This is a genomic window from Sulfitobacter sp. G21635-S1, assembly GCF_027213915.1.
In the GTDB taxonomy this organism is placed as follows: Bacteria; Pseudomonadota; Alphaproteobacteria; order Rhodobacterales; family Rhodobacteraceae; genus Sulfitobacter.
Map to the genome: position 1 here is coordinate 1 of NZ_JAPWGV010000037.1, position 19,852 is coordinate 19,852.

Annotated in this window: 18 protein-coding genes and 1 pseudogene; 17 read left to right on the forward strand and 2 right to left on the reverse strand. The window is 56.0% G+C overall.

The features are described 5' to 3' along the window. The first annotated feature begins 203 nt into the window (after positions 1 to 203). The 4 genes and pseudogenes from O4H53_RS24625 to O4H53_RS24640 all read left to right on the forward strand — a co-directional run. Complete coding sequence (locus O4H53_RS24625) at positions 204 to 1,838, forward strand: Mu transposase C-terminal domain-containing protein (protein ID WP_269367617.1); 1,635 nt, start codon at positions 204 to 206, stop codon at positions 1,836 to 1,838. Then, entirely contained in the window at positions 1,798 to 2,721 is a 924-nt protein-coding gene (locus O4H53_RS24630) for a TniB family NTP-binding protein (RefSeq protein WP_245708069.1), read from the forward strand. Before O4H53_RS24625 ends, O4H53_RS24630 begins: the two co-directional genes overlap by 41 nt. Further along, positions 2,718 to 3,509, forward strand: coding sequence for a TniQ family protein (locus O4H53_RS24635; protein ID WP_009808026.1), 792 nt, complete (start codon positions 2,718 to 2,720; stop codon positions 3,507 to 3,509). Before O4H53_RS24630 ends, O4H53_RS24635 begins: the two co-directional genes overlap by 4 nt. A gap of 42 nt (positions 3,510 to 3,551) precedes the next feature. Next, positions 3,552 to 3,995: pseudogene (locus O4H53_RS24640) on the forward strand (helix-turn-helix domain-containing protein); the annotation flags it as partial. Between the two features lie 205 nt (positions 3,996 to 4,200). Here the strand turns inward: O4H53_RS24640 and O4H53_RS24645 are convergent. Both O4H53_RS24645 and O4H53_RS24650 read right to left on the reverse strand, forming a co-directional pair. Then, positions 4,201 to 4,584, reverse strand: coding sequence for a MerR family transcriptional regulator (locus tag O4H53_RS24645; protein ID WP_064223622.1), 384 nt, complete (start codon positions 4,582 to 4,584; stop codon positions 4,201 to 4,203). A gap of 51 nt (positions 4,585 to 4,635) precedes the next feature. Further along, a complete protein-coding gene (locus O4H53_RS24650) occupies positions 4,636 to 5,685 on the reverse strand; it encodes an AraC family transcriptional regulator (protein ID WP_064223623.1) in 1,050 nt (349 codons plus the stop codon). A 233-nt stretch (positions 5,686 to 5,918) separates the two neighbouring features. Here O4H53_RS24650 and O4H53_RS24655 point away from each other — a divergent pair, with 233 nt between their 5' ends. From O4H53_RS24655 to O4H53_RS24715, 13 genes are all read left to right on the forward strand, one after another. Next, positions 5,919 to 7,205: an ABC transporter substrate-binding protein gene (locus O4H53_RS24655; RefSeq protein WP_269367618.1), complete on the forward strand. Its 1,287-nt coding sequence runs from the start codon at positions 5,919 to 5,921 to the stop codon at positions 7,203 to 7,205. An 84-nt stretch (positions 7,206 to 7,289) separates the two neighbouring features. Next, positions 7,290 to 8,147 (forward strand): branched-chain amino acid ABC transporter permease, encoded by an 858-nt coding sequence (locus O4H53_RS24660; protein ID WP_064223625.1) that lies wholly within the window; start codon positions 7,290 to 7,292, stop codon positions 8,145 to 8,147. After that, a complete protein-coding gene (locus O4H53_RS24665; RefSeq protein ID WP_082894733.1) occupies positions 8,144 to 9,094 on the forward strand; it encodes a branched-chain amino acid ABC transporter permease in 951 nt (316 codons plus the stop codon). The genes O4H53_RS24660 and O4H53_RS24665 overlap by 4 nt, the downstream gene beginning before the upstream one ends. Then, the gene (locus O4H53_RS24670) at positions 9,091 to 9,840 is read left to right on the forward strand and encodes an ABC transporter ATP-binding protein (protein WP_064223626.1); all 750 of its coding nucleotides are present in this window, start codon (positions 9,091 to 9,093) and stop codon (positions 9,838 to 9,840) included. Before O4H53_RS24665 ends, O4H53_RS24670 begins: the two co-directional genes overlap by 4 nt. Beyond that, positions 9,837 to 10,538, forward strand: a complete 702-nt coding sequence (locus O4H53_RS24675) for an ABC transporter ATP-binding protein (protein ID WP_176832926.1) — start codon at positions 9,837 to 9,839, stop codon at positions 10,536 to 10,538. The genes O4H53_RS24670 and O4H53_RS24675 overlap by 4 nt, the downstream gene beginning before the upstream one ends. Before the next feature lie 51 nt (positions 10,539 to 10,589). After that, positions 10,590 to 12,140, forward strand: coding sequence for an AMP-binding protein (locus O4H53_RS24680; protein ID WP_067296559.1), 1,551 nt, complete (start codon positions 10,590 to 10,592; stop codon positions 12,138 to 12,140). 11 nt (positions 12,141 to 12,151) lie between these two features. Further along, a complete protein-coding gene (locus O4H53_RS24685) occupies positions 12,152 to 13,660 on the forward strand; it encodes a class I adenylate-forming enzyme family protein (RefSeq protein ID WP_074647007.1) in 1,509 nt (502 codons plus the stop codon). A gap of 15 nt (positions 13,661 to 13,675) precedes the next feature. Continuing rightward, positions 13,676 to 14,860 (forward strand): lipid-transfer protein, encoded by a 1,185-nt coding sequence (locus tag O4H53_RS24690; RefSeq protein ID WP_009808028.1) that lies wholly within the window; start codon positions 13,676 to 13,678, stop codon positions 14,858 to 14,860. Continuing rightward, positions 14,857 to 15,672 (forward strand): SDR family NAD(P)-dependent oxidoreductase, encoded by an 816-nt coding sequence (locus tag O4H53_RS24695; RefSeq protein WP_229678646.1) that lies wholly within the window; start codon positions 14,857 to 14,859, stop codon positions 15,670 to 15,672. The genes O4H53_RS24690 and O4H53_RS24695 overlap by 4 nt, the downstream gene beginning before the upstream one ends. A 211-nt stretch (positions 15,673 to 15,883) precedes the next feature. After that, positions 15,884 to 16,672: an enoyl-CoA hydratase/isomerase family protein gene (locus O4H53_RS24700; RefSeq protein ID WP_009808030.1), complete on the forward strand. Its 789-nt coding sequence runs from the start codon at positions 15,884 to 15,886 to the stop codon at positions 16,670 to 16,672. Positions 16,673 to 16,684: 12 nt separating this feature from the next. Further along, positions 16,685 to 17,923 (forward strand): thiolase family protein, encoded by a 1,239-nt coding sequence (locus tag O4H53_RS24705; protein WP_009808031.1) that lies wholly within the window; start codon positions 16,685 to 16,687, stop codon positions 17,921 to 17,923. Positions 17,924 to 17,932: 9 nt separating this feature from the next. Continuing rightward, complete coding sequence (locus O4H53_RS24710) at positions 17,933 to 19,069, forward strand: acyl-CoA dehydrogenase family protein (protein WP_009808032.1); 1,137 nt, start codon at positions 17,933 to 17,935, stop codon at positions 19,067 to 19,069. Positions 19,070 to 19,077: 8 nt separating this feature from the next. Further along, on the forward strand, positions 19,078 to 19,851 hold the full coding sequence (locus O4H53_RS24715) for an SDR family NAD(P)-dependent oxidoreductase (RefSeq protein WP_009808033.1): 774 nt from the start codon (positions 19,078 to 19,080) through the stop codon (positions 19,849 to 19,851). Position 19,852 lies beyond the last annotated feature (1 nt).

Consider the following 19,852-nt stretch of genomic DNA (forward strand, 5'->3'; position numbering starts at 1 on the left):
TACGAAAGCGGCAAGCGCCGCAAAAATGCCGATCACCGGAGATAGTTTATGCACTGGTGTCGCGTAGCCCTTAATTGTGAGATGAGAAATCCAACGAAATCAACGGCCTTGCTTTGCCCTTAAATATGATATTTTGCCTTTAAATCCGATATTTTTGCCCTTAAACCTGAGACAGGGTTCGCAGCTTCGTGTGGCAAATATTGATGGATGATGATCGCGAAGACTTCGTTGCCGCTGGTGCTGAGGAGGCGCGCAGGGCGGCCGTTCTGCGTCCGCTTGTTCAGGCATATCTCAAAGGAACTGGCAGTCTGGAAAGTGGCATCAATGACGCCGTTTGGGAGCTTGGTGTCAGCAGGGCGACTGTCTGGCGCTGGATAAAGCGTCTGGCCGAAGAGGGTGGGCGCACCAGCGCGCTGGCTTCTCGGAAACGGGGCCGCCCGACTGGTACAACCTTGATATCCGGCAAGGTGGAAGCGGTGATCGAAGAACATCTTCGCCGTTATTTCTTACGGCGGGAACGCCCAAGCCTGTCGCGCATCGTGACAGAAATCCGAAGCGCGTGCTGGCAGCAGGGCTTGCAACCGCCGACACGTCGGACGGTTCAGCGCAGGCTGGATGCAATGGATGCCCGTGAAATTGCCAAGGCACGCGAAGGCGCAAAGGCGGCCCGCCAGAAATTTGCGCCGGTCGTAGGCGACAACAAGGCAAACCGGCCACTGGAGGTCGTGCAAATCGACCATACGCCTGCGGACATCATTCTCGTCGACAGTTTTGAACGCAAACCAATTGGGCGGCCTTGGGTCACGCTGGCGATCGACGTCGCAACGCGGATGGTGACCGGATATTACACCTCTCTCGAGGCACCTTCGCGTCTGTCGGTGGCGCTTTGCCTGACACAGGCTGTGGCCCCCAAGGCGGAACTTCTGGCGGAATTGGTGCGCAATGTTCCTTGGCCCGCGCAGGGTAAACCGCATAGCATCCACGTCGATAACGGGCGCGATTTCCGGTCGCATGCCTTTCGGTTGGCATGTGCGGAATGGGGGATCGATCTGGTCTATCGGCCGCCAGGCAGTCCTCATTTCGGAGGGCACATCGAACGATTGATCGGCACGATGATGGGGGCCGTGCACCTGTTGCCTGGAACAACGCAATCCTCGGTCGTGGCCAAGGGCGACTATGACGCCGAGGGCATGGCCACGATGACCTTAAGCGACTTCGATCGCTGGTTTGCTCTGGAAATCTGCCGCTACAACAACAGCATTCATTCAAGTCTTGGCTGTACGCCCGTCGCCAAATGGGAGGCGCTCTCAGCGGAAATGATGGGAGACATCCCCTTCGAGATGGAAGCCTTTCGGGTGAGCTTCCTGCCAAGCGAACTGCGTAAGGTCAGGCGTGACGGCATCCATCTGTTCCAGATACGGTACTGGTCGGATGCTCTTGCAGGCCACATTGGGCGCGGCGATGGGAAGGTGGTCGTTCGCTACGACCCTCGCGATATCTCAATGATCTGGGTCGAATTGGACGATGGCCGATATGTTGAGGCGCGTTACAGAAACTTGGAAATTCCGCCCGTGCCGCTCTGGGAATATCGCGAAGCCATGAGGAAGGCCCGTGCCCTTGGCAAATCCGGGTCCAATGAGCTGGTCCTGGCTGAGCTGATCCGACAGCAACGCCAGATCGAGTTTGAAAGTCGGGGCCTAACGAAGGCCGAACGCCGATCCCGTGAAAGAAAAGGGACATTGGAGGGCACCAACTCGGCTGTCTCGAAAACCGAAGGGCTGCGCCCGATCGACACGGGTGATACATCGCGCCCATTGTTCAAAGTGGAGAGATGGTGAATTGAGGGCAGGGACAACAGAGGAAGACGGTCGGATCGCCCTCATTCAATCGGATATCTGGATTGGCTTTCCGCGGGCCGAACAAGTTCTGGACCGTTTGCAGGGTATGATCGAAGCGCCAAGGCAAACCCGTATGCCTGGCCTTCTTGTGCATGGCGCGTCTGGGATCGGCAAGACGATGATCGCCCGCAACCTGTCGCGCAGATATGCACCGGAATATGACCCAGCATCGGGAATTACGCGAACGCCGCTCTTGCTGTTACAAGCACCGCCAGCTCCCGACGAACGGCGGTTCTATCTGCACATCCTGGCGTCCATCGGGGCACCGGCCACGGCACTGGGCGCGCGCGCTCAAAATGTGGCCTCCCTCGAAGTCCGTGTTATTGCGCTTTTGCGCGACCTTGGCCTGCGGATGATCATGATCGACGAGGTCCACAACCTCTTGGCCGGGACCCACCGCGAACAGCGACGCTTTCTCAATGTTCTTCGTTATCTCAGCAATGAGCTCGAGGTGTCACTGGTCTGTCTTGGGGTCAGCGAGGCCCTCGACGCCATCCGTGGTGATATCCAGCTTGCCCGACGGCTGGACGAACATCACTTGCCAAACTGGCGCGACGATGCCGAGTTCTCGGACATGATCCAGACCCTTATTGCTGCCATGCCACTGGAAAAGAAGTCCAACCTGAAGGTCAAGTCACTCAAGCAGATACTTGCACTGACCGGTGGGGTGACCTCGCGCATTTTCGCCCTGATCAAGGATCTTTCCATCGACGCCATTGTAACAGGTGATGAATGCATCACCGATGACGCAATCGTAAAATGGACGCCGGTTTGGTCGCGCCATGCGAACCCCCATCGGCGGCTCGAGAAGTCCGGGGTGTGAAGCCGCACCCGCTGCCCAAGACTGTCGCGCCGCTGCCAGACGAGTTGTTGTCAGGTTGGTTGTCTCGGCTGGCGGCGGCCAACTACTGTGATGATGCGGAACTGCTGGCCCATATCGAAATCGATACAACTCATGGCACGTCCTTGGACTTCAACATCGACGCGGCAGCGGCGGCGAAGATTGCCAACGCCGCACGGATTGACCCAGATGTTGTGCGATCTTTGACCTTCCCAGCAATGGCGACACGAGAAGCCTCGCTGACGGCCCAGATACCATTCCAGCATTGCCTGCAATGCTCCAGAGAGGGCCTTTCGCTCAAGCATTGGAGGCGAGCCTGGGCATTCGACTGCCAGGTTTGTGGGACGAGACTTGTGCCGACGCTCGGCAAGGCCAGTGGCGAACAGATGCCCGAAAAGCTGATAAATCGTGCGCGCAACGGCGCCGCGCGGCTTGAATACGCCGCGCGATTACGCAGCTCCAAGCAACTTCGGCGCGCAATGCGCGCGGTCACCTTTGCCATATCATTAAAGGCCTTCCGCGGAGATCCGTTACACGCTCTTCAGGGCCACAGGCTGGAAGTAAGGCTGTTTTGCCTTGCTGCAATTGATGCAGCCCAATCCCGTCCACTGGTCAAAGCGGCCATCTCAAGCTCCGGCATCGACGACTATGCAAGGGTTGCTCTATTGCGCGCCTTCGATAAGGAGCCACGTCTGCTTGCCGCGGTCGATTACATCGCCCGGCAGCGCGCGAAAAGCATAGGCGCGATGGCAGTGGAATCTCATAATTAAGGGCAAAAAATATCCCCGAACGCGTCGTGTCTCAGATTTAAGGGCAACGCGACACAAGGAGACCAGATCGAAGCCGCCGTCACGGCGGCCAGGATTGCGAGCAGCAACGGAAACGGTGCTATATTTGCGCCGCTCGCCATGGGTGGAGCAGGGGGGCTGCGTGCATCTGGTTCTCCGGACGAACGATTGGCCCGTTGGTTGGCGGGGATGGAGAGCGCTGTTCTAACGGCGATGCGGCATCTGGATCAGACTGAGGCTTGGACGGTTCAGGCAGAGGCTGAAATGGCGCCACTATCCGGCAAAACCCCTCCCGCCTTACGAGCTCTCTTTGCAGAATGGCCCCTTGTGTCTGCTCCAATGGCTGAGTCCCAGATTGGTTCCAGCCGCGCAGCCGTGCAGCGAAACCTTGCCTTGATGGAGGAAAAGGACTTGGTTCGTGAGGTGACAGGGCTGGGGCGGTTTCGAATGTGGCGGATTGCAACTTAGTATTTGCCTGGAATGTGGGCAGAAACACGCATAAGCGCGCTTATGGCAAATAATGCGCAGGGACCCGCTGTATGTTGTAAAAGCGAATTTTACGTCCCAGCACTTTGTCGATTGTGTTTTAGAGCTAGCTCCATCCATTCGCTTCCAAATTATGGGTGTTTGCATCAACCAGCCATCTATTTGGTCGGTGCGTTGGGTTTCGGGATCACTTTTTGAAATTCAATTCATTGGCGAGCTTTGAGGTTTCTCGTAATTCTGCCAGAGCTTCCTCTCTTTCTTTTATCTCGGCGCGAAGCTTATTTTCGAGGATTTTTGATATCCTTGCCCATTCGCGAAGCTGCGCTCTTGAGCCCCTGTTTTTATATATTTCTAACCAAACTCTTATATCTTCAAGCTTCATTCCGAACCGACGACCTCGCAAGATCAGCTTGAACCGCGCGATCTGTTTGCGATCATAACTTCGTTCACGCCCTTGTAGCGTGGGTTTGAGAAGTTCGAGATATTCGTAATACCGCAGGGTTCGGGGGGTGACGTCGAATTTCCCGACCATCTCTTTGAAGGTGAGCGTTTCGTCATCGGACTTGTTCATGGCGTCACTCCGTTCTGATATATGGTCGTGTTAGCGTCTCGTCGTCTAATCCTAACGTGAACTGGCGAATAACCCTTTGCTGGTTTTTCGATATGCGGACGGCGAATCCCCTGAAACCCGCCGGAAAAATCGCGACAGGCTGGCAGTTTCCGAAAAACCGAGGCGATCTGCAACTTCAGCCAGCGGTAACTCGGATGTATCAAGAAGCTCCCGTGCGCGGCGCAAGCGCACGCTATCGATAATCTGGCGATAGCTCATCGACTGACTGGCAAGTTTTCGATGTAAAGAGCGTTCTGACAAATGAAGCGTTTCGGCCACTTCCGGCGCATTGGGAAAAACGCCGCGCACCTGCATCAACACCTGATAAACCGAATTTGCTGTTCCGGTATGCTTGGGGCCGGTTTCAAGCATATTCTCGCACAAAACACGATAGTTTACCGCAAGAAGGGCATTCGCCAGCGGCAGTTTCAGCGCGCCTGTTCCAGGATGAAAGTGAATGCAACTGCGCGGTGCGCGATACACGATTTCGGTTTGCCAGCGCGCTTCTAGGTTCATCCAGCCTTTCGGGCGGTCCAACGGGCATTCGATCAGACGGATGGGCAGGTTTTCTTGACGCAGGTCCCGGAAGAAGGTCGGGCCGGACCCAAGCAGCCGTTCATGAACAAAATCCAGAAGATCGGGCGGTACATACTGGTCGTCGGCAACAAACCCTGTTGCAAAACCTTCATCGTCCTCTGTGATGTCATATGCCAGCAGTGCGTATCCCAGCCCCTGCATTTGCGTGAAAACCCTCAGCCCCGCTGTCACATTCTCTGAAACTAGCGTGGCAAGCCCGATAGGGCCATACGAGATCAGGCTGTAACGCAGACCGGTGACAAAAGCGACACCTTCAATATGCGCTGTACTCCGGCAAAAGGCACGCAGGAATGTGAGTTCCTGAATACCGTCCAGCGTGCCCCATGGATCCGAGAGAAGGCTGAGCTGCAAACCTGCTTCTTTGAGCAATGGGTCAGGATCAATGCCGTGTTCGATCAGCACGTCACACATGAACTGGATGCTATGTTTGGGAAGACGCAGGTTTTGGAGCAAGCCCACCTTCATGACGATGACCTCAAAATTCTACTGATGGGTAAATAATATCGATTTGGCAGAAAATGTCAAATTTGTGGCGTTTTCGGACATTCCCTGCCAGTCCTAACCCTGCGATGCTTGATGCAAGAGATGGGGGAGGGTTAGGGACACGGTCGCGATCAGATGCACTTTTGCGCCATTTGCAAATCCATGATTTGTTACCGCCCGATTGCTGATCCGACGTATGATAAAACCCGCCAAACTTGCTGATAGTATTCTGCTTTTCCGGGAACGATTTATCCCGGGCAGCGCATCATTCGCCTTGCAGGAGAAACTTCTTGGGGCGTGAAACCGGGAGGAAAACTATGAAACGTCGGAATTTTCTACGCAGCGCCGGGGCGCTAACTTTGGCCAGTACCTTGCCTGCGCCAATGGTTCTGCGGGCCGCAACGCCCGAAGATTATCACATTGCGGGCATTCTGTCTTTCTCGGGCGCATACGGCTTGATCGGCAATGACATGCGCAAAGGCGCGGAACTTGCCGTGGCCATGCGGGGTGGCGAATTGTTGGGCAAAAAAGTCCGCTTCAGCTGGGAAGACGATGAAACCAAACCCCAGCCCGCCGTACAAAAAGCAAGCCGGCTGTTGGCGGAAGGCACGCAATTGATGTTTGGCGCGGTCAGCTCAGCGTCGACTCTGGCACTGCAAAGCCTGTCCACACAGCGCAAGGTGCCGCATCTGGTCACGATTTCCGCAGACGACAGCATTACCAAGATGGACGGTGCGCGTTACTCATTCCGTACGTCCAACACGTTGGCCATGGAAATGAACATGTGTGTTGAATTCGTAAAGAAACGCGGGATCAAGAGAGTATACGCGGTCACGGCTGATTATCAGGCCACGCGCAGCGCCTTTGACGACTTTGCCGCAAAAGCAAAAGCCGCCGGTGTCGAGATCGTCGGGAATGACTTTGCCCCGCTTGGCAACCGCGACTTTTCGGTCATCATCGACAAGATGGCGCGTTCGGACGCCGATGGTATTCTGGTTGTGGCAACGGGCAATGACGGCGTCACCTTCTGCAAGCAGGCAGGTCAGGTTGGGATGGGTCAGAACAAAGTGCTGTTCGGCCCCGTGCTTCAGGATGAAATCTTTGCAGCCGCGACAGGCGAGGCCGCATTGGGCGTGAACTCCGGCGTGCGTTATCACTTCTCGCTCGACAATCCGGCAAACGCCGAATTCGTGACGGCCTACCGTGACGCAAACGGTGACTACCCTTCGGCCTTCGCGGGCGAGGCATTTGACGGTCTTCGCTGGTGGATGGATGTCATCGAAGCGACTGACAGCTGGGATGTGGAAACCTGGGTCGATGCATTTGAAACATCGGTCTATGAAAATTCGGTCGAAGGGCGCAAGGAAATGCGCGCTTGTGACCATCAGGCCAAACAGGTCGGTCTTTGGGGTGAAGTTGTGAAGGGCGAGGCACCATTGCCGGACCTCACCATGAAAATCACCGAAGAGTTTTCGGCAAATAGCCTGTTTAGCGACTGTTAATCGATCCTCCCTGAACTGGGCGGCGCTGTTCCCTCGCGACATGCGTCGCCCGCTTTTTTGGGGTGAAACTGAGGAACCCTGAATATGTCCATTATCGTGATCGGGCTGAGTCTCAGCTTTCTGCTGTTTCTGCTGGCAGCGGGCTTGACCCTTATTTTTGGCATGTTGGGGGTGATCAACTTTGCCCATGGCGCGCTTTATATGCTTGGCGCGTTTGTCGGGTATCAAATTGTTCATATGACCGGATCGTTCTGGTTGGGACTGCTGTTTGCGCCGCTGATCGTCGCCTGTGTTGGTGCGCTGATCGAAATTTTGGCGCTGAAACAGGTCTATGACCGCGACCACATTTTTCAGCTTTTACTCACTTTCGGATTCATTCTGGTCATCGACGACGCGACAAAGATGATCTGGGGATTTGACTATAAGCAAGTGCCGACACCAGAAATCTTCATGGCACCGATTTCCATGTTTGGCAGTCAAATACCGTCATACCGGCTTTTTGTAATCGGTTTTGGTGCAGCGGTTTCTCTGGCACTGTTCTTGCTGCTGGACCGTAGCAAATGGGGCATGATTATTCGCGCCGCCAGTTCCGATCCGGAAATGGCTCAGACACTCGGTGTAAATGTAAACCGGGTTCGCACCGGCGTCTTTGCGCTTGGTGCGTATCTTGCGGCTCTTGGTGGCGTGGTTAGCGCACCGTTGGTGCCGATCGAACTGGGCATGGGATTCAGCGTTATCATCGACTGTTTTGTCGTGGTGATCATCGGCGGGCTTGGGAACATTCGCGGCGCAATCCTTGCGTCGTTGCTGTTGGGCATGACGCGGGCGGCCGGATATACCTACGCAACTGAATGGGTCGAACTACTTACCTTTGCCCTGTTGATCGGAACGCTGATGTTCCGGCCTGCGGGCTTGTTTAGCACAAAGGGGCGTTCGGCATGACACGCAGGATTATCGGTCAGGCCCTGATGGGCATTATTATCGCAGTTATGATTATCGTTCCGTTTTTTGTGCAGGATGAGCAATGGGTGAACCTTGTCAGCCTGATCCTGATCTGGGCCTTGTTCGCAATCGGCTTTGATCTGGTCTTCGGGGTGACAGGTATGCTGTCATTCGGCCATGCGGCGTTGTTCGGGGCAGGGGGTTATGCGCTCACAATCCTCACCCTCAGCTATGGCGTCGGTTTTATACCGGGCCTTTTTGCAGCGGCGATTGTCGGAGCGGTGCTGGCTTACCTGATGGGGCTTTTTGCGCTTCGGGTTTCGGGGCTTTTTTTTGCACTGCTGACACTGGCCCTGGCGCAGATGATGTACATCCTTGCGTCCAACAAGCTGCGCGCAATCACCGGCGGATTGGACGGTATTCCAGGCGTGCCGCGGCCTGACTTGTTCGGGATCAATTTCTACGACAACCACAACTATTATGGGTTTATCGTGGCGGTTTTCCTGATCGGACTGGCGCTGATGGCATTGCTGCGTGGGTCGCCATTCGGGCGGGCATTGCGCGCGGTACAGGCGAACGACGTGCGCGCCGCGCAACTCGGATACAACGTCCATAGCTTGCGCCAATCGGCGTTTATCGTTTCGGGTGCGTATGCAGGTGTTGCAGGAGCCCTGCTGGCATCGTTGATCTTCTACATCTCTCCGCAAATGCTGCATTGGTCCACATCGGGCGACGTTTTGATCATGACCGTGCTGGGCGGCAAAGGCACATTGCTAGGTCCGATTCTTGGCGTGGCCTTGTTTGAATTACTGAAAGAAGAACTGAGCCAAATCACCCAATATTGGTACGGCATCCTTGGTCTGGTGTTCATTTTTGCCACCATCTTCCTACGCAACGGTATTGCCGGAATGTTCCAAGGTGATCAGGACGAAGGAGACATGCAATGACTGCCGGATCATTGAGTTGCAACGATATTCAGGTCTCCTTCAGCGGGTTGAAAGCTGTCAACGGTGTGACGTTCGACTTCCAGCCGGGTCAGCTTTACGGGATTATCGGACCTAACGGTGCGGGCAAGACCACGTTGATGAATGCGCTTTCGGGTCATGCCAAGCTAAGCGGTGGTCAAGTGATGCTGGACGGGCGCGATGTAACGGGCCTGTCGGTGCATAAACGGACCCGCATCGGTCTGGGCCGCAGTTTCCAGATCACCAAGATCTTCGCCGGCATGTCGGTGCTTGAGAACCTTCAACTTGCTGCTTTTGCGCATCTGTACAGGTTGCAGCCCTTCTGGCTTCCGGCGGGCCGCTTTCCTGCAGTCAGGGAACGGGCCGAAAGCGTTCTCGAAGAGATCGGCCTGACGGTGATGGCGCACCGCCCCGCCGAAACCTTGTCTCACGGCGATCAACGCGCATTGGAAGTCGGGCTGGCATTGCTGAGCAACCCATCGGTCCTGTTGCTCGATGAACCATTGGCCGGTGTTGGACATGACCAGATCGGGCCTGCGATGGAGCTGATAAAACGGATCGTCAAGGGCCGCACCGTGCTGCTGATCGAACACAACATGGACGTTGTAATGCGGGTCTCCAGTGCTTTGGTCGTGATGGTTCAGGGGCAAATTCTGGCGTCTGGCAGCCCTGAAGAAATCCGCGCAAACGCCGAGGTGCGAGCGGCTTATCTGGGAGAAGAGGAATGAAGCTGCTTGCGTTGGAAAGCTGCAATGTCACTTATGGCAAGGCGCAGGCGTTGCATAGCGTGTCGATCGAAGTCGCACAGGGCGAAGTTGTTTCGCTGATCGGGCGCAATGGCGCAGGCAAAAGCACCATTCTCAAGACGATCATCGGTTTAAAGCAACCGGTTTCAGGGCGCAGAGTCTGGAAAGGGGACGACGTTACCGCGCGACTCCCGAACCAACTGGGCCGTCTGGGCATTGGGTATGTCCCCGAAGACAGGCGCATTTTTGACAATCTGACAGTGCATGAAAACCTGCGCATCGCAACCGTCATGGGACGCACTGGCGCATGGACCGAAACCCGGATTTTTGAAATGTTTCCGGTGCTGCTTGATCGCGCGTCACAGGCGGGAAACACGCTTTCGGGCGGCGAACAGCAAATGCTGGCGATTTCGCGCGCGCTTTTGACTAATCCGGAACTGTTGCTGCTGGACGAACCGACTGAAGGCCTTGCCCCGCTGATCGTTGATGAATTGGTCGATTCGATGCGGCGGATCAACGAAGAAGGTATGACGCTTTTGCTGGTTGAACAGAACCTGCGCGTGCCGATGAAATTGGCCCATCGACAGTACGTTGTCGACAACGGGACCGTCCAGTGGAGCGGCACGACAGCAGATTTGCTGGCCAACCGCGAAGAGATCGAAAAGCTCATCAGTGTATGAGTTCAGACTGGCAAGGCGGGAAAATCCCGGAAACCAAGATAGGAAACCGTTATGCGTGTGATCGATTTCTTCGACAGGGGTGTCGCAATCAACCCTAACGTGATCGCTTTGGAAGATGCTAAAATCGGCCGGAGTTACGGCGAAGTTCAGGAACGCACATATCGTTTCGCCAATGCCATCACTGCCGAAGGGTACGGACGCGACAAGATGGCCGGCGTTTACAGCCCCAACTGCGTGAGCGGCCTTGAAGTTATGCTGGGCTTGTTTCGTGCCGGCACGATCTGGGTTCCCGTCAATGCCAAGAACGGCGTAGAAGAAAACGCGTATATCCTGGATCATAATGATGTGGAGATTCTGTTTTATCACAGCGATCTTGCACCGGCGCTGGAACAATTGCGTGAACTTTGCCCAAAGATACAAAAATTCATCTGTCTGGATAAACAAGACGGCGCGGCACCATGGCTGGAAGACTGGATGGCCGCGGCCCCTTCAACCGATCCCGATGTGCCGCTTGGCCCTGATGATCTTGTCGGAATTTTATCCTCTGGTGGGACAACGGGGCGGCCCAAGGGGATCATGCTGACGCAGTTGAACTGGACCACGCTAATCGCGAACTATTATGCCAGTTTTGATGCCGGACCTGACCCTGTGCATTTGCTGATCACGCCTATGACCCACGCGTCAGGGGTGCTTGCCATTGCGTTGATGGCCGCTGGTGCGCGCAGCGTCATCCTGCCGGGATTTGATGCCGCCAACGTTCTAGACACAATTGAAAGCGAGGGAGTGACCCATCTGTTCCTGCCGCCGACCGCCGTTTACATGCTGTTGTCGCAACCGGAAGTTGCGCAACGTAGCTTTCCGTCATTGCGGTTCTTTCTTTATGCCGCCGCACCTATGGCCATTGACAAGCTGCGCCAATGCCTGAAGATTTTTGGGCCGGTCATGGCGCAGTGTTTCGGACAAGCAGAATCGCCGATGTTCTGCGCGCTGCTGACGGCAGAGGATCACAATGTTATCGGAGATCCGGCCCGCGAACACCGGCTTGCAAGTTGCGGCAGGCCCGCACTTTTGACACCGATGGCGATCATGGATGATGACGGTAACATTATGCCGCGTGGTGAGCATGGTGAAATTGTTGTGCGCGGAAATCTGGTGATGAAGGGGTATTACAAAAACCCCGAAGCAACCGCAGAGGTTTCCCAGTTCGGTTGGCACCATACCGGCGACATCGGGTATCTGGATGACGAGGGTTACCTTTATATCGTGGACCGCAAGAAAGACATGATCATTTCGGGCGGCTTCAACGTTTATCCCTCGGAAGTCGAGCAGGTGATCTGGTCGCATCCTGCCGTGCAGGATTGCGCGGTGATCGGTGTGCCTGACGAAAAATGGGGTGAAGCGATCAAGGCGGTGATCGAACTCAAACCCGATGCAACGGTGGAACCCGAAGCAATCATTGCATTGTGCAAGGAAAACCTTGGCAGCGTAAAGGCCCCCAAAACGGTTGACTTCTGGGATGAACTGCCGCGCAGCCCCGTTGGGAAAGTGCGCAAAAAGGACATCAGGGATACGTTCTGGCAGGGGCAAGCGCGCAGAATTTAGGGAGCAGAATTATGAACATCGCGTACATTTTGACACAGTCCGCGCGCGCCTATTGCGATCGACCTGCCGTCTGCTTGGGGTTGTCGACGTTCAGCACCTACACCCAATTACAGGACCGCAGCGCGGCCTTGGCCGCTGCGCTGAAACAGCGCAATCTGGTAAAAGGTGACCGTGTTCTGATCTTCATGGGCAACCGGCCCGAATATATCGAGATCCTGTTTGCCATCTGGACTGCCGGATGTGTTGCCGTTCCGTTGAATGCCAAACTGCACCCTAACGAAGTGACCTATATCCATGCTAACTGTGATGCCGCACTTGCCTTTACCGACCGGCCGGAAGACGTCGAAGGGTTTTCAGCAGTCATTGCGGTCGGTGGACCGGAATATAATGCGGCGTTACAAGCGTCAGCGGATTTGCAGCCTGCACACGCTGCGCAAACCGATCCGGCATGGATTTTTTATACCAGCGGCACGACGGGCCGCCCGAAAGGGGCGATACTGACCCACCGCAACCTCTGGACCATGACCACGAGTTTTCTGGCCGATATGTGTCCGGTTACGGAAATGTCGGCGGCGCTGCATCCGGCACCGCTGTCTCATGCGGCAGGGCTGTTTATGCTACCGTTTGCGCAGCGGGGCGCGGCGAATGTTGTGCCGCAAAGCGGTGGATTCGATCCGCATGAAATCGTGACGTTGCTGCATGAATATCCCCATTCATCTTTTTTTGTCGCACCCACGATGCTGACGCGTCTGACGGCCTGTCCTGCGCTTGACACGGCGGCCATCGAAAACCTTGATCTGTTGTTCTGCGGCGGTGCGCCGATTTATGTCGCAGACCTGCGCCGGGCGATGGCGCTGTTGGGCAACCGCATCTGGATCGGATACGGACAAGGCGAGGCACCATGTACGATCACTTATCTACCACCGCATATATTGAGCTGGGAAATTCCGGATAGTTGGCTGGGATCCGTCGGCATTCCACGCACCGGCGTCACGGTCTGTGTGGTGGATGAAACAGGCACACAATGCCCCCCAGATGTCGCGGGCGAAGTGATCGTCAGTGGCGATGTGGTGATGGCGGGATACTGGGGCAATGAAACGGCAACGGCGTCAGCCTTGCGGGACGGCTGGCTCCATACCGGCGACATTGGCAGCGTGGACGCCCACGGTTTCCTGACGCTCAAGGACCGGTCCAAGGACGTGATCATTTCTGGCGGGTCAAATATTTATCCGCGCGAGGTCGAAGAGGTGCTGCTGCGTCATTCCGGCGTGGTCGAAACTAATGTTGTTGGCCGCGAGGAGGCCGAATGGGGCGAGGAAGTCATCGCGTTTGTCGTGGCAGAGCCGGGCGTGACCGCACAGGCGCTGGACCGTTTTTGTCTGGATAACATAGCGCGGTTCAAGCGACCCAAGGCCTATTGCTTTGTTCTCGAACTGCCCAAAAGCAGCTACGGCAAAATACTTAAGACAGAGTTGCGCCAGATGCTGACCGACCCCGATACACAATTCGAAAAACCATAAAAAAGGAGACCCAAAATGACTGCCATTATTGCCGGTGTCGGCATGATCCCTTTTGCAAAACCGGGCGCATCGGCACCTTACGACGAGATGGGCGAGGTGGCGATCCGTCTTGCACTGGATGACGCCGGTATCGCGTTCGAAGACGTGCAACAGGCCTATGCCAGCTATGTTTACGGCGACAGCACAAGCGGGCAGCGTGTGATTTACCGCGTGGGCATGACGGGCATCCCGATTATCAACGTGAACAACAATTGTTCGAGCGGTTCAACAGCGCTTTTCCTCGCACGGCAGGCTGTCGAAAGCGGTGTGGCAGAATGTGTGCTGGCGGTGGGTTTTGAACAGATGGCCCCCGGTGCGTTGGGTGTTGTCTTTCCCGATCGCCCGTCACCGCTGGCGGAATTTGATGCCGCCACGGACCGGCTGATAGGGGACGTCGATCTGCCGATGACGCTTCGGTATTTCGGCGGTGCGGGCAAGGCGCATATGGAACGATTTGGTACGAAGATGGAGACATTCGCCAAAATTCGGGCCAAGGCTAGCCGCCATGCCGCGAACAACCCACTCTCGGTTTTCCGCAAGGAGATGACCACGCAGGATGTAATGGGTGCGCAGGTGATCTGGCCCGGTGTAATGACACGGCCAATGGCTTGTCCGCCCACCTGCGGCGCTGCGGCGGCGCTTGTGGTGTCCAAAGGGTTCGCTGAAAAAATGGGCCTTGATACAACTGTACAAATCCGCGCGCAGGCAATGACAACGGATAAACTGCTGGACCCTGAAACCGGCGACATGATCGAAGTGGTTGGCGCCAGGCTGAGCCGTGATGCCGCGCGCATGGTCTATGAAAAGGCGGGCGTGGGTCCTGACGATATCGACGTGATCGAATTGCATGACTGTTTCGCGCAGAACGAATTGATTTCCTACGAGGCCCTGGGGCTATGTGCCGAAGGTGATGGCGAAAAGTTGGTCGATGATGGCGACAACACCTTTGGCGGGAAATACGTCACGAACCCGTCTGGTGGTCTGCTGTCAAAGGGGCATCCACTGGGTGCTACGGGGCTGGCACAGTGTTTTGAGTTGACCAACCAACTGCGTGGAAAGGCAGAGAACCGGCAGGTCGATAATGCGCGGCTTGCCCTCCAGCATAACGTTGGGCTGGGCGGTGCGGCGGTTGTTACACTTTATGAAAGGATTACAGCATGACAAAACCACCAATGAGAGATCGTGACGATTTCGGCGTGGCACTTGTCACCGGTGCAGGTTCTGGCATCGGACAGGGGATTGCTTTGCGGCTGGCGGAGTTGGGCGCGAGGGTTGTTGTCACTGATATTGCCGAAACAGGCATAGCCGATACGGTCAAGCAGATCGAAGCGGCAGGTGGTACAGCGCTTGGGCAAAAGCTTGATGTGTCGGATCCGGCATCGGTGAATGCGGCATTTGACGAGACGGAACGCTGGGACAAATGCGTGGATGTGCTGGTGAACAATGCGGGTATCGTCGGGATTAATCCGTTCCTCGATTTTCCTTTGGAAGACTGGAACCGCGTTATGGCTATCAACCTGACAGGCAGCATGTTGTGCGCGCAACTTGCTGCGCGTGAAATGGTTCGTCAGCGATATGGCAGGATCATCAATATCACGTCGGTCAGCGGCATCCGCGCAGGGGTCGGGCGCACGGCTTACGGCACGTCCAAGGCGGCCTTGGTGGGGCTGACACGCCAGATTGCGCTTGAAGTTGCGGCGCATGGCGTCACGGCAAACGCGATTGCACCGGGCGCCATTACAACTCCGCTCACCGAAAGCACCTATACCGAAGAAACGGTTGCGCGCCTGTTGCCGATGATTCCGGCGGGTTACATGGCCGACCCTGCGGATATCGCGGCGGCAGTTGCCTATCTGGGCTCGCCTGATGCGCGATATGTGAACGGTGAAACACTGGTCGTTGATGGTGGATATGTCTGTGGCGGCATGATGCAGACTGGCTCGCTGGATCTGGGCACAAAAAGTTCGTCCTGAACACAAGGTGTCGCGCGGCGAGGCATTTTTTCATGTCGCGCGCATCATCGGGGAACGCACTATCTTGATGTCGCCGGATTGCTGATTCTCCGATCAAATCGGACGGGAGAAACCGACAACCTACAAGCCTATGTAACCTAACGTAAATTAGTTCTTGATTTGATTATATATTTTTGATTACTTACTGGTAAGTAAATAGAAAGACGCACGCATGACTCAAGCGAATGTACTGGTCGAATACCGTGGTCCGGTTGCGTGGCTGACGTTGAACAGGGCCAACAGTCTTAATGCACTTTCTGTCGACCTCATTGGGGAACTGCGCGCCGCGATAAGAGAGATCGCTGTGGCAAAACAGGTGCGCGCAATTGTGCTGACGGCTGCGGGGCGTGCGTTTTGCGCCGGTGCCAATCTGAAGGAAGTCCTCGCTGGTCTGGATGATGCCGATACGCAAAAGGGTGATTTTCTTGACGCTATCGGCGCGACGTTTCAAGCGCTGCGTGATTTGCCGAAACCGGTGATCGGCGGGCTGAATGGCATTACCGTTGCGGGCGGGCTGGAACTCGCGATGTGTTGCGATGTGCTGATTGCGGGCGAGAGCGCCAGAATTGGCGATGCTCATTCGAATTTTGGTGTGTTCCCTGGCGCAGGCGGCGCTGCTGTCTTGCCGTGCCGGATCGGACTCGCAAACGCGAAATACCTCTTGTTTTCGGGCCAAAGTCTACCAGCGCGCGAATTGATGCGCATGGGGCTGGTGCAGGAAGTGGTTGGTGATGACGCGCTTGAAGCGCGGCTGCACGAGTTCAGCCAGTTGCTGGCGACCAAAAGCCCGCTGGTCCTGTCGCAGATGAAGCGGGTAGCCAATGCATCCATCGAAATGACGCAGGTGGAGGCGCTGAAACAGGAACTTGCCGTGCTGCGCGAACATCTGAAATCCAACGATGCGGCCGAAGGACTTGCCGCATTCGGTGAAAAACGAAAGCCGGTTTTCACCGGCACATGAGCGGAGATTGAAATGACAAAAATTTACATTGCCGGGGTCGCGATGACCAAAATGGGACGCCTCGACGGGGCAACGGTAAAGTCGCTGACCTGCGAGGCTGTCGATGGCGCGATGGCGGACGCCGGCATTGGCAAGGATGACATTCAGGCTGCCTACTACGCGAACACAACACAGCGACATCTTGAGGCGCAGTTGATGATCCCGGGCCAGATCACCCTGCGCGAGATGGGATTTGAGGGCATCCCGATGGTAAACGTCGAAAATGCATGTGCCAGCGGGTCAACCGCGTTGAACCTTGCGGCTCAATTTCTCAAAGCAGGCGAGGGTGACGTGGCTTTGGCCGTTGGGGCCGAAAAAATGTGGACAGGTGACAAAGCTAAGATGTTCAGCTTTTTCGATGGCGCGTGGGATGTGTCCACCGTTGAGGAAAATACCGAAAAACTGATGGCGCTGGGCAAAGGCATCGACGTGCCGAATGACACCACTTCGGACAAGCCGTTTTCAGTCTTTATGGCGATTTACGGAGCGTTCGGGCTGGCGCATATGCGCACGTTCGGCACGACCCAAAAACAGATTGCTGCGATTGCAGCAAAGAACCACATGCATTCGGTTGAAAATGAAAAGGCGCAATTCCGCGCGCCTTATACCGTTGACGAAATATTAAGCGCACCACCGATCACTTATCCTTTGACCCTGCCAATGTGCGCCCCGATGAGCGATGGCGGTGCCGCTGCGGTTCTGATGACCGAGGCCGGATTGAAAAAGTTCGGGATCAGCCGGGATCGTGCCATCGAAGTGCGCGCCAGCGTGATCCAGACCGGATCAAACCGCGCGCCGGAGGATTATGAGAACCACCTGACCGCGATTGCGGCACGGCGGGCATATGAAATCGCCGGTATCGGTCCCCAAGACGTATCAGTTGCCGAAGTGCATGACGCAACAGCGGTGGGTGAGTTGATCCAGATCGAAAACCTTGGGCTGTTCCCATTTGGCGAAGGGGGTGCTGCATCCGAGCGCGGTGACACCTCCATCGGCGGGCGGGTGCCGGTGAACCCGTCGGGCGGGCTGGAATGCAAAGGCCACCCGATTGGCGCGACTGGGTTGGGCCAGGTTTACGAACTGGTATCGCAACTGCGCGGTGAATGTGGACCTAGACAGGTCGAAGGTGCGCGGATCGCCATCGCGGAAAATGGCGGCGGTTTGATCGGTATCGAAGAGGCCGTGGCCTCCATCCTTATTCTCGGGCGCTAGGAGCGAAAGATGTTCAAAACCGAAGAGCAGATAATGGCTTGCGATTCCTTGCGCCGGTTTCTGGATGACCAGATCGAACCGGAATACCTGAAGGTTAAGGATGCGCCGTTCGAAAAAGAAGTCATTCAGGGTTTCATGACGCGACTTGCCGAGTTCGGTCTGACATCGGCCCCGCATCCCGAAGAAGCGGGCGGTATGGGGCTGGATTGGACCACCCACCTGATGCTGTTCGAAGAGGTTGGTGTTACGGCAATAGATATCGCGCTGCCCATTCTGATCAACGTGGTGGCAGGTGAGATTCTGCTGAAGCTCGGGTCTGATGAGATTCGCAAAAAATATATCGGTCCGTTGCTTGCCGGTGAAATTACCGCGTCGATGGGCATATCGGAACCAAATGTCGGGTCCGATGTGGCCGCTGTCAAAACCCGAGCGCGGCGGGACGGCGATGACTGGGTGATCAATGGCGAAAAGACCTGGATCACCAATGGTCGCTTTTCGGATTTCCTGATATGCACCTGCGCCACCGATGAGGGCCTGACCCATATTCTAGTGGATCGCAAAGAGCATGGCTATGAAACCCGCGACATCAAAAAAATGGGTCTGAACGCACAATCCACGGCACAGATCTTTCTTGATGACGTGCGTGTGCCGATTGCAAACACGATAGGCGAGGTCGGCCGCGGCTTGCAGCAAACGCTTGTGGTGTTTGAACGGGCGCGCGTTCACATGGCCATGTGGGGAATCTCCCTGGCACGGCGCGCGTTGGAAGAGTCGATCAGATATGCGCAGGAACGCAACCAGCACGGCAAGCAGATAGCGGGTCACCAGCTCATCGCAGACAAGATCGCCGTAATGGCCACAGAGATTGATGCTGCGCGGCTTTTGACCCTCCGTGCCGCTGGCATGATCGACCGCGGCGAACGCTGCGACAAGGAATGTGCCATGGCCAAATGGTACGGCACGGAAATCGCAGTGAACGCAACGCGCCAAGCAGTGCAGATCCACGGTGGCAATGGTGTCACCACCGATTTTATCGTCGAACGGCTGGCGCGCGAGGCCATTATCGGGCCGATCCCGGACGGGACTACAGAAATACAAAAATTGCTGATCGCACGGACGCTTACCGGCGTGCAGGCATTCAAATAGGAGCGGTCATGGAAATCGAAGGCAAGACAATCATCGTCACCGGCGGGGCATCGGGTCTTGGCGCGGCGACGGCGAAATATCTGCGAGCACGCGGTGCCAAGATTGGTATTTTCGATATGTCGCAGGGCGCTGGCGATGCGCTGGTCAAGGAACTGGGTGCTTCAAACGCAATGTTCTGCAACGTCGATGTGACCGACGATGAAGGCGTGGACGCGGCAGTTGACGCCGTGGTTTCAAAATTCGGTGCGCTGCATGGGTGCATCAACTGCGCCGGGGTCGTCAGCCCGATGAAAGTGATCGACCGTGACGGCAAGGCCGCGTCGCTCGACACATTCCGCCGCACGGTTGATATCAATCTTGTCGGCACATTCAACGTAATGAGCAAAGCTGTTCAGCGGATGTTGTTGAATGAACCCGAAAACGGCGAAGAGCGCGGTGTTGTTGTCAACGTCTCCTCTGGTGCTGCGATGGAAGGGCAAATCGGCCAGCCGGCTTATTCGTCGTCAAAGGCGGGGGTGATGGGCCTTAACCTGCCTGCCGCGCGCGAACTGGGTGCCAAGGGCATTCGCGTCAACGCGATTGCACCCGGCCTGTTCGGCACGCCGATGGTCATGTCGCTGCCCGACAACGTGATCGCAAACCTCGAAGCCTCTGTCGAAGCGCCCAAGCGTGTCGGCCGGATGGAAGAATTCGCTCATTGCTGCGCCTTTCTGATCGAGAATTCATATATGAACGGCGAAACCGTGCGGCTTGATGCTGCCACGCGCCTGCAGGCGAGATAGG

Bases quoted from the DNA above. Each gene is read 5' to 3' on its own strand.
- O4H53_RS24625 (WP_269367617.1), top strand. From the start codon at position 204: ATGGATGATGATCGCGAAGACTTCGTTGCCGCTGGTGCTGAGGAGGCG.
- O4H53_RS24645 (WP_064223622.1), bottom strand. From the start codon at position 4,584: ATGAACAAGTCCGATGACGAAACGCTCACCTTCAAAGAGATGGTCGGG.
- O4H53_RS24650 (WP_064223623.1), bottom strand. From the start codon at position 5,685: ATGAAGGTGGGCTTGCTCCAAAACCTGCGTCTTCCCAAACATAGCATC.
- O4H53_RS24660 (WP_064223625.1), top strand. From the start codon at position 7,290: ATGTCCATTATCGTGATCGGGCTGAGTCTCAGCTTTCTGCTGTTTCTG.
- O4H53_RS24665 (WP_082894733.1), top strand. From the start codon at position 8,144: ATGACACGCAGGATTATCGGTCAGGCCCTGATGGGCATTATTATCGCA.
- O4H53_RS24670 (WP_064223626.1), top strand. From the start codon at position 9,091: ATGACTGCCGGATCATTGAGTTGCAACGATATTCAGGTCTCCTTCAGC.
- O4H53_RS24675 (WP_176832926.1), top strand. From the start codon at position 9,837: ATGAAGCTGCTTGCGTTGGAAAGCTGCAATGTCACTTATGGCAAGGCG.
- O4H53_RS24680 (WP_067296559.1), top strand. From the start codon at position 10,590: ATGCGTGTGATCGATTTCTTCGACAGGGGTGTCGCAATCAACCCTAAC.
- O4H53_RS24685 (WP_074647007.1), top strand. From the start codon at position 12,152: ATGAACATCGCGTACATTTTGACACAGTCCGCGCGCGCCTATTGCGAT.
- O4H53_RS24690 (WP_009808028.1), top strand. From the start codon at position 13,676: ATGACTGCCATTATTGCCGGTGTCGGCATGATCCCTTTTGCAAAACCG.
- O4H53_RS24695 (WP_229678646.1), top strand. From the start codon at position 14,857: ATGACAAAACCACCAATGAGAGATCGTGACGATTTCGGCGTGGCACTT.
- O4H53_RS24700 (WP_009808030.1), top strand. From the start codon at position 15,884: ATGACTCAAGCGAATGTACTGGTCGAATACCGTGGTCCGGTTGCGTGG.
- O4H53_RS24705 (WP_009808031.1), top strand. From the start codon at position 16,685: ATGACAAAAATTTACATTGCCGGGGTCGCGATGACCAAAATGGGACGC.
- O4H53_RS24710 (WP_009808032.1), top strand. From the start codon at position 17,933: ATGTTCAAAACCGAAGAGCAGATAATGGCTTGCGATTCCTTGCGCCGG.
- O4H53_RS24715 (WP_009808033.1), top strand. From the start codon at position 19,078: ATGGAAATCGAAGGCAAGACAATCATCGTCACCGGCGGGGCATCGGGT.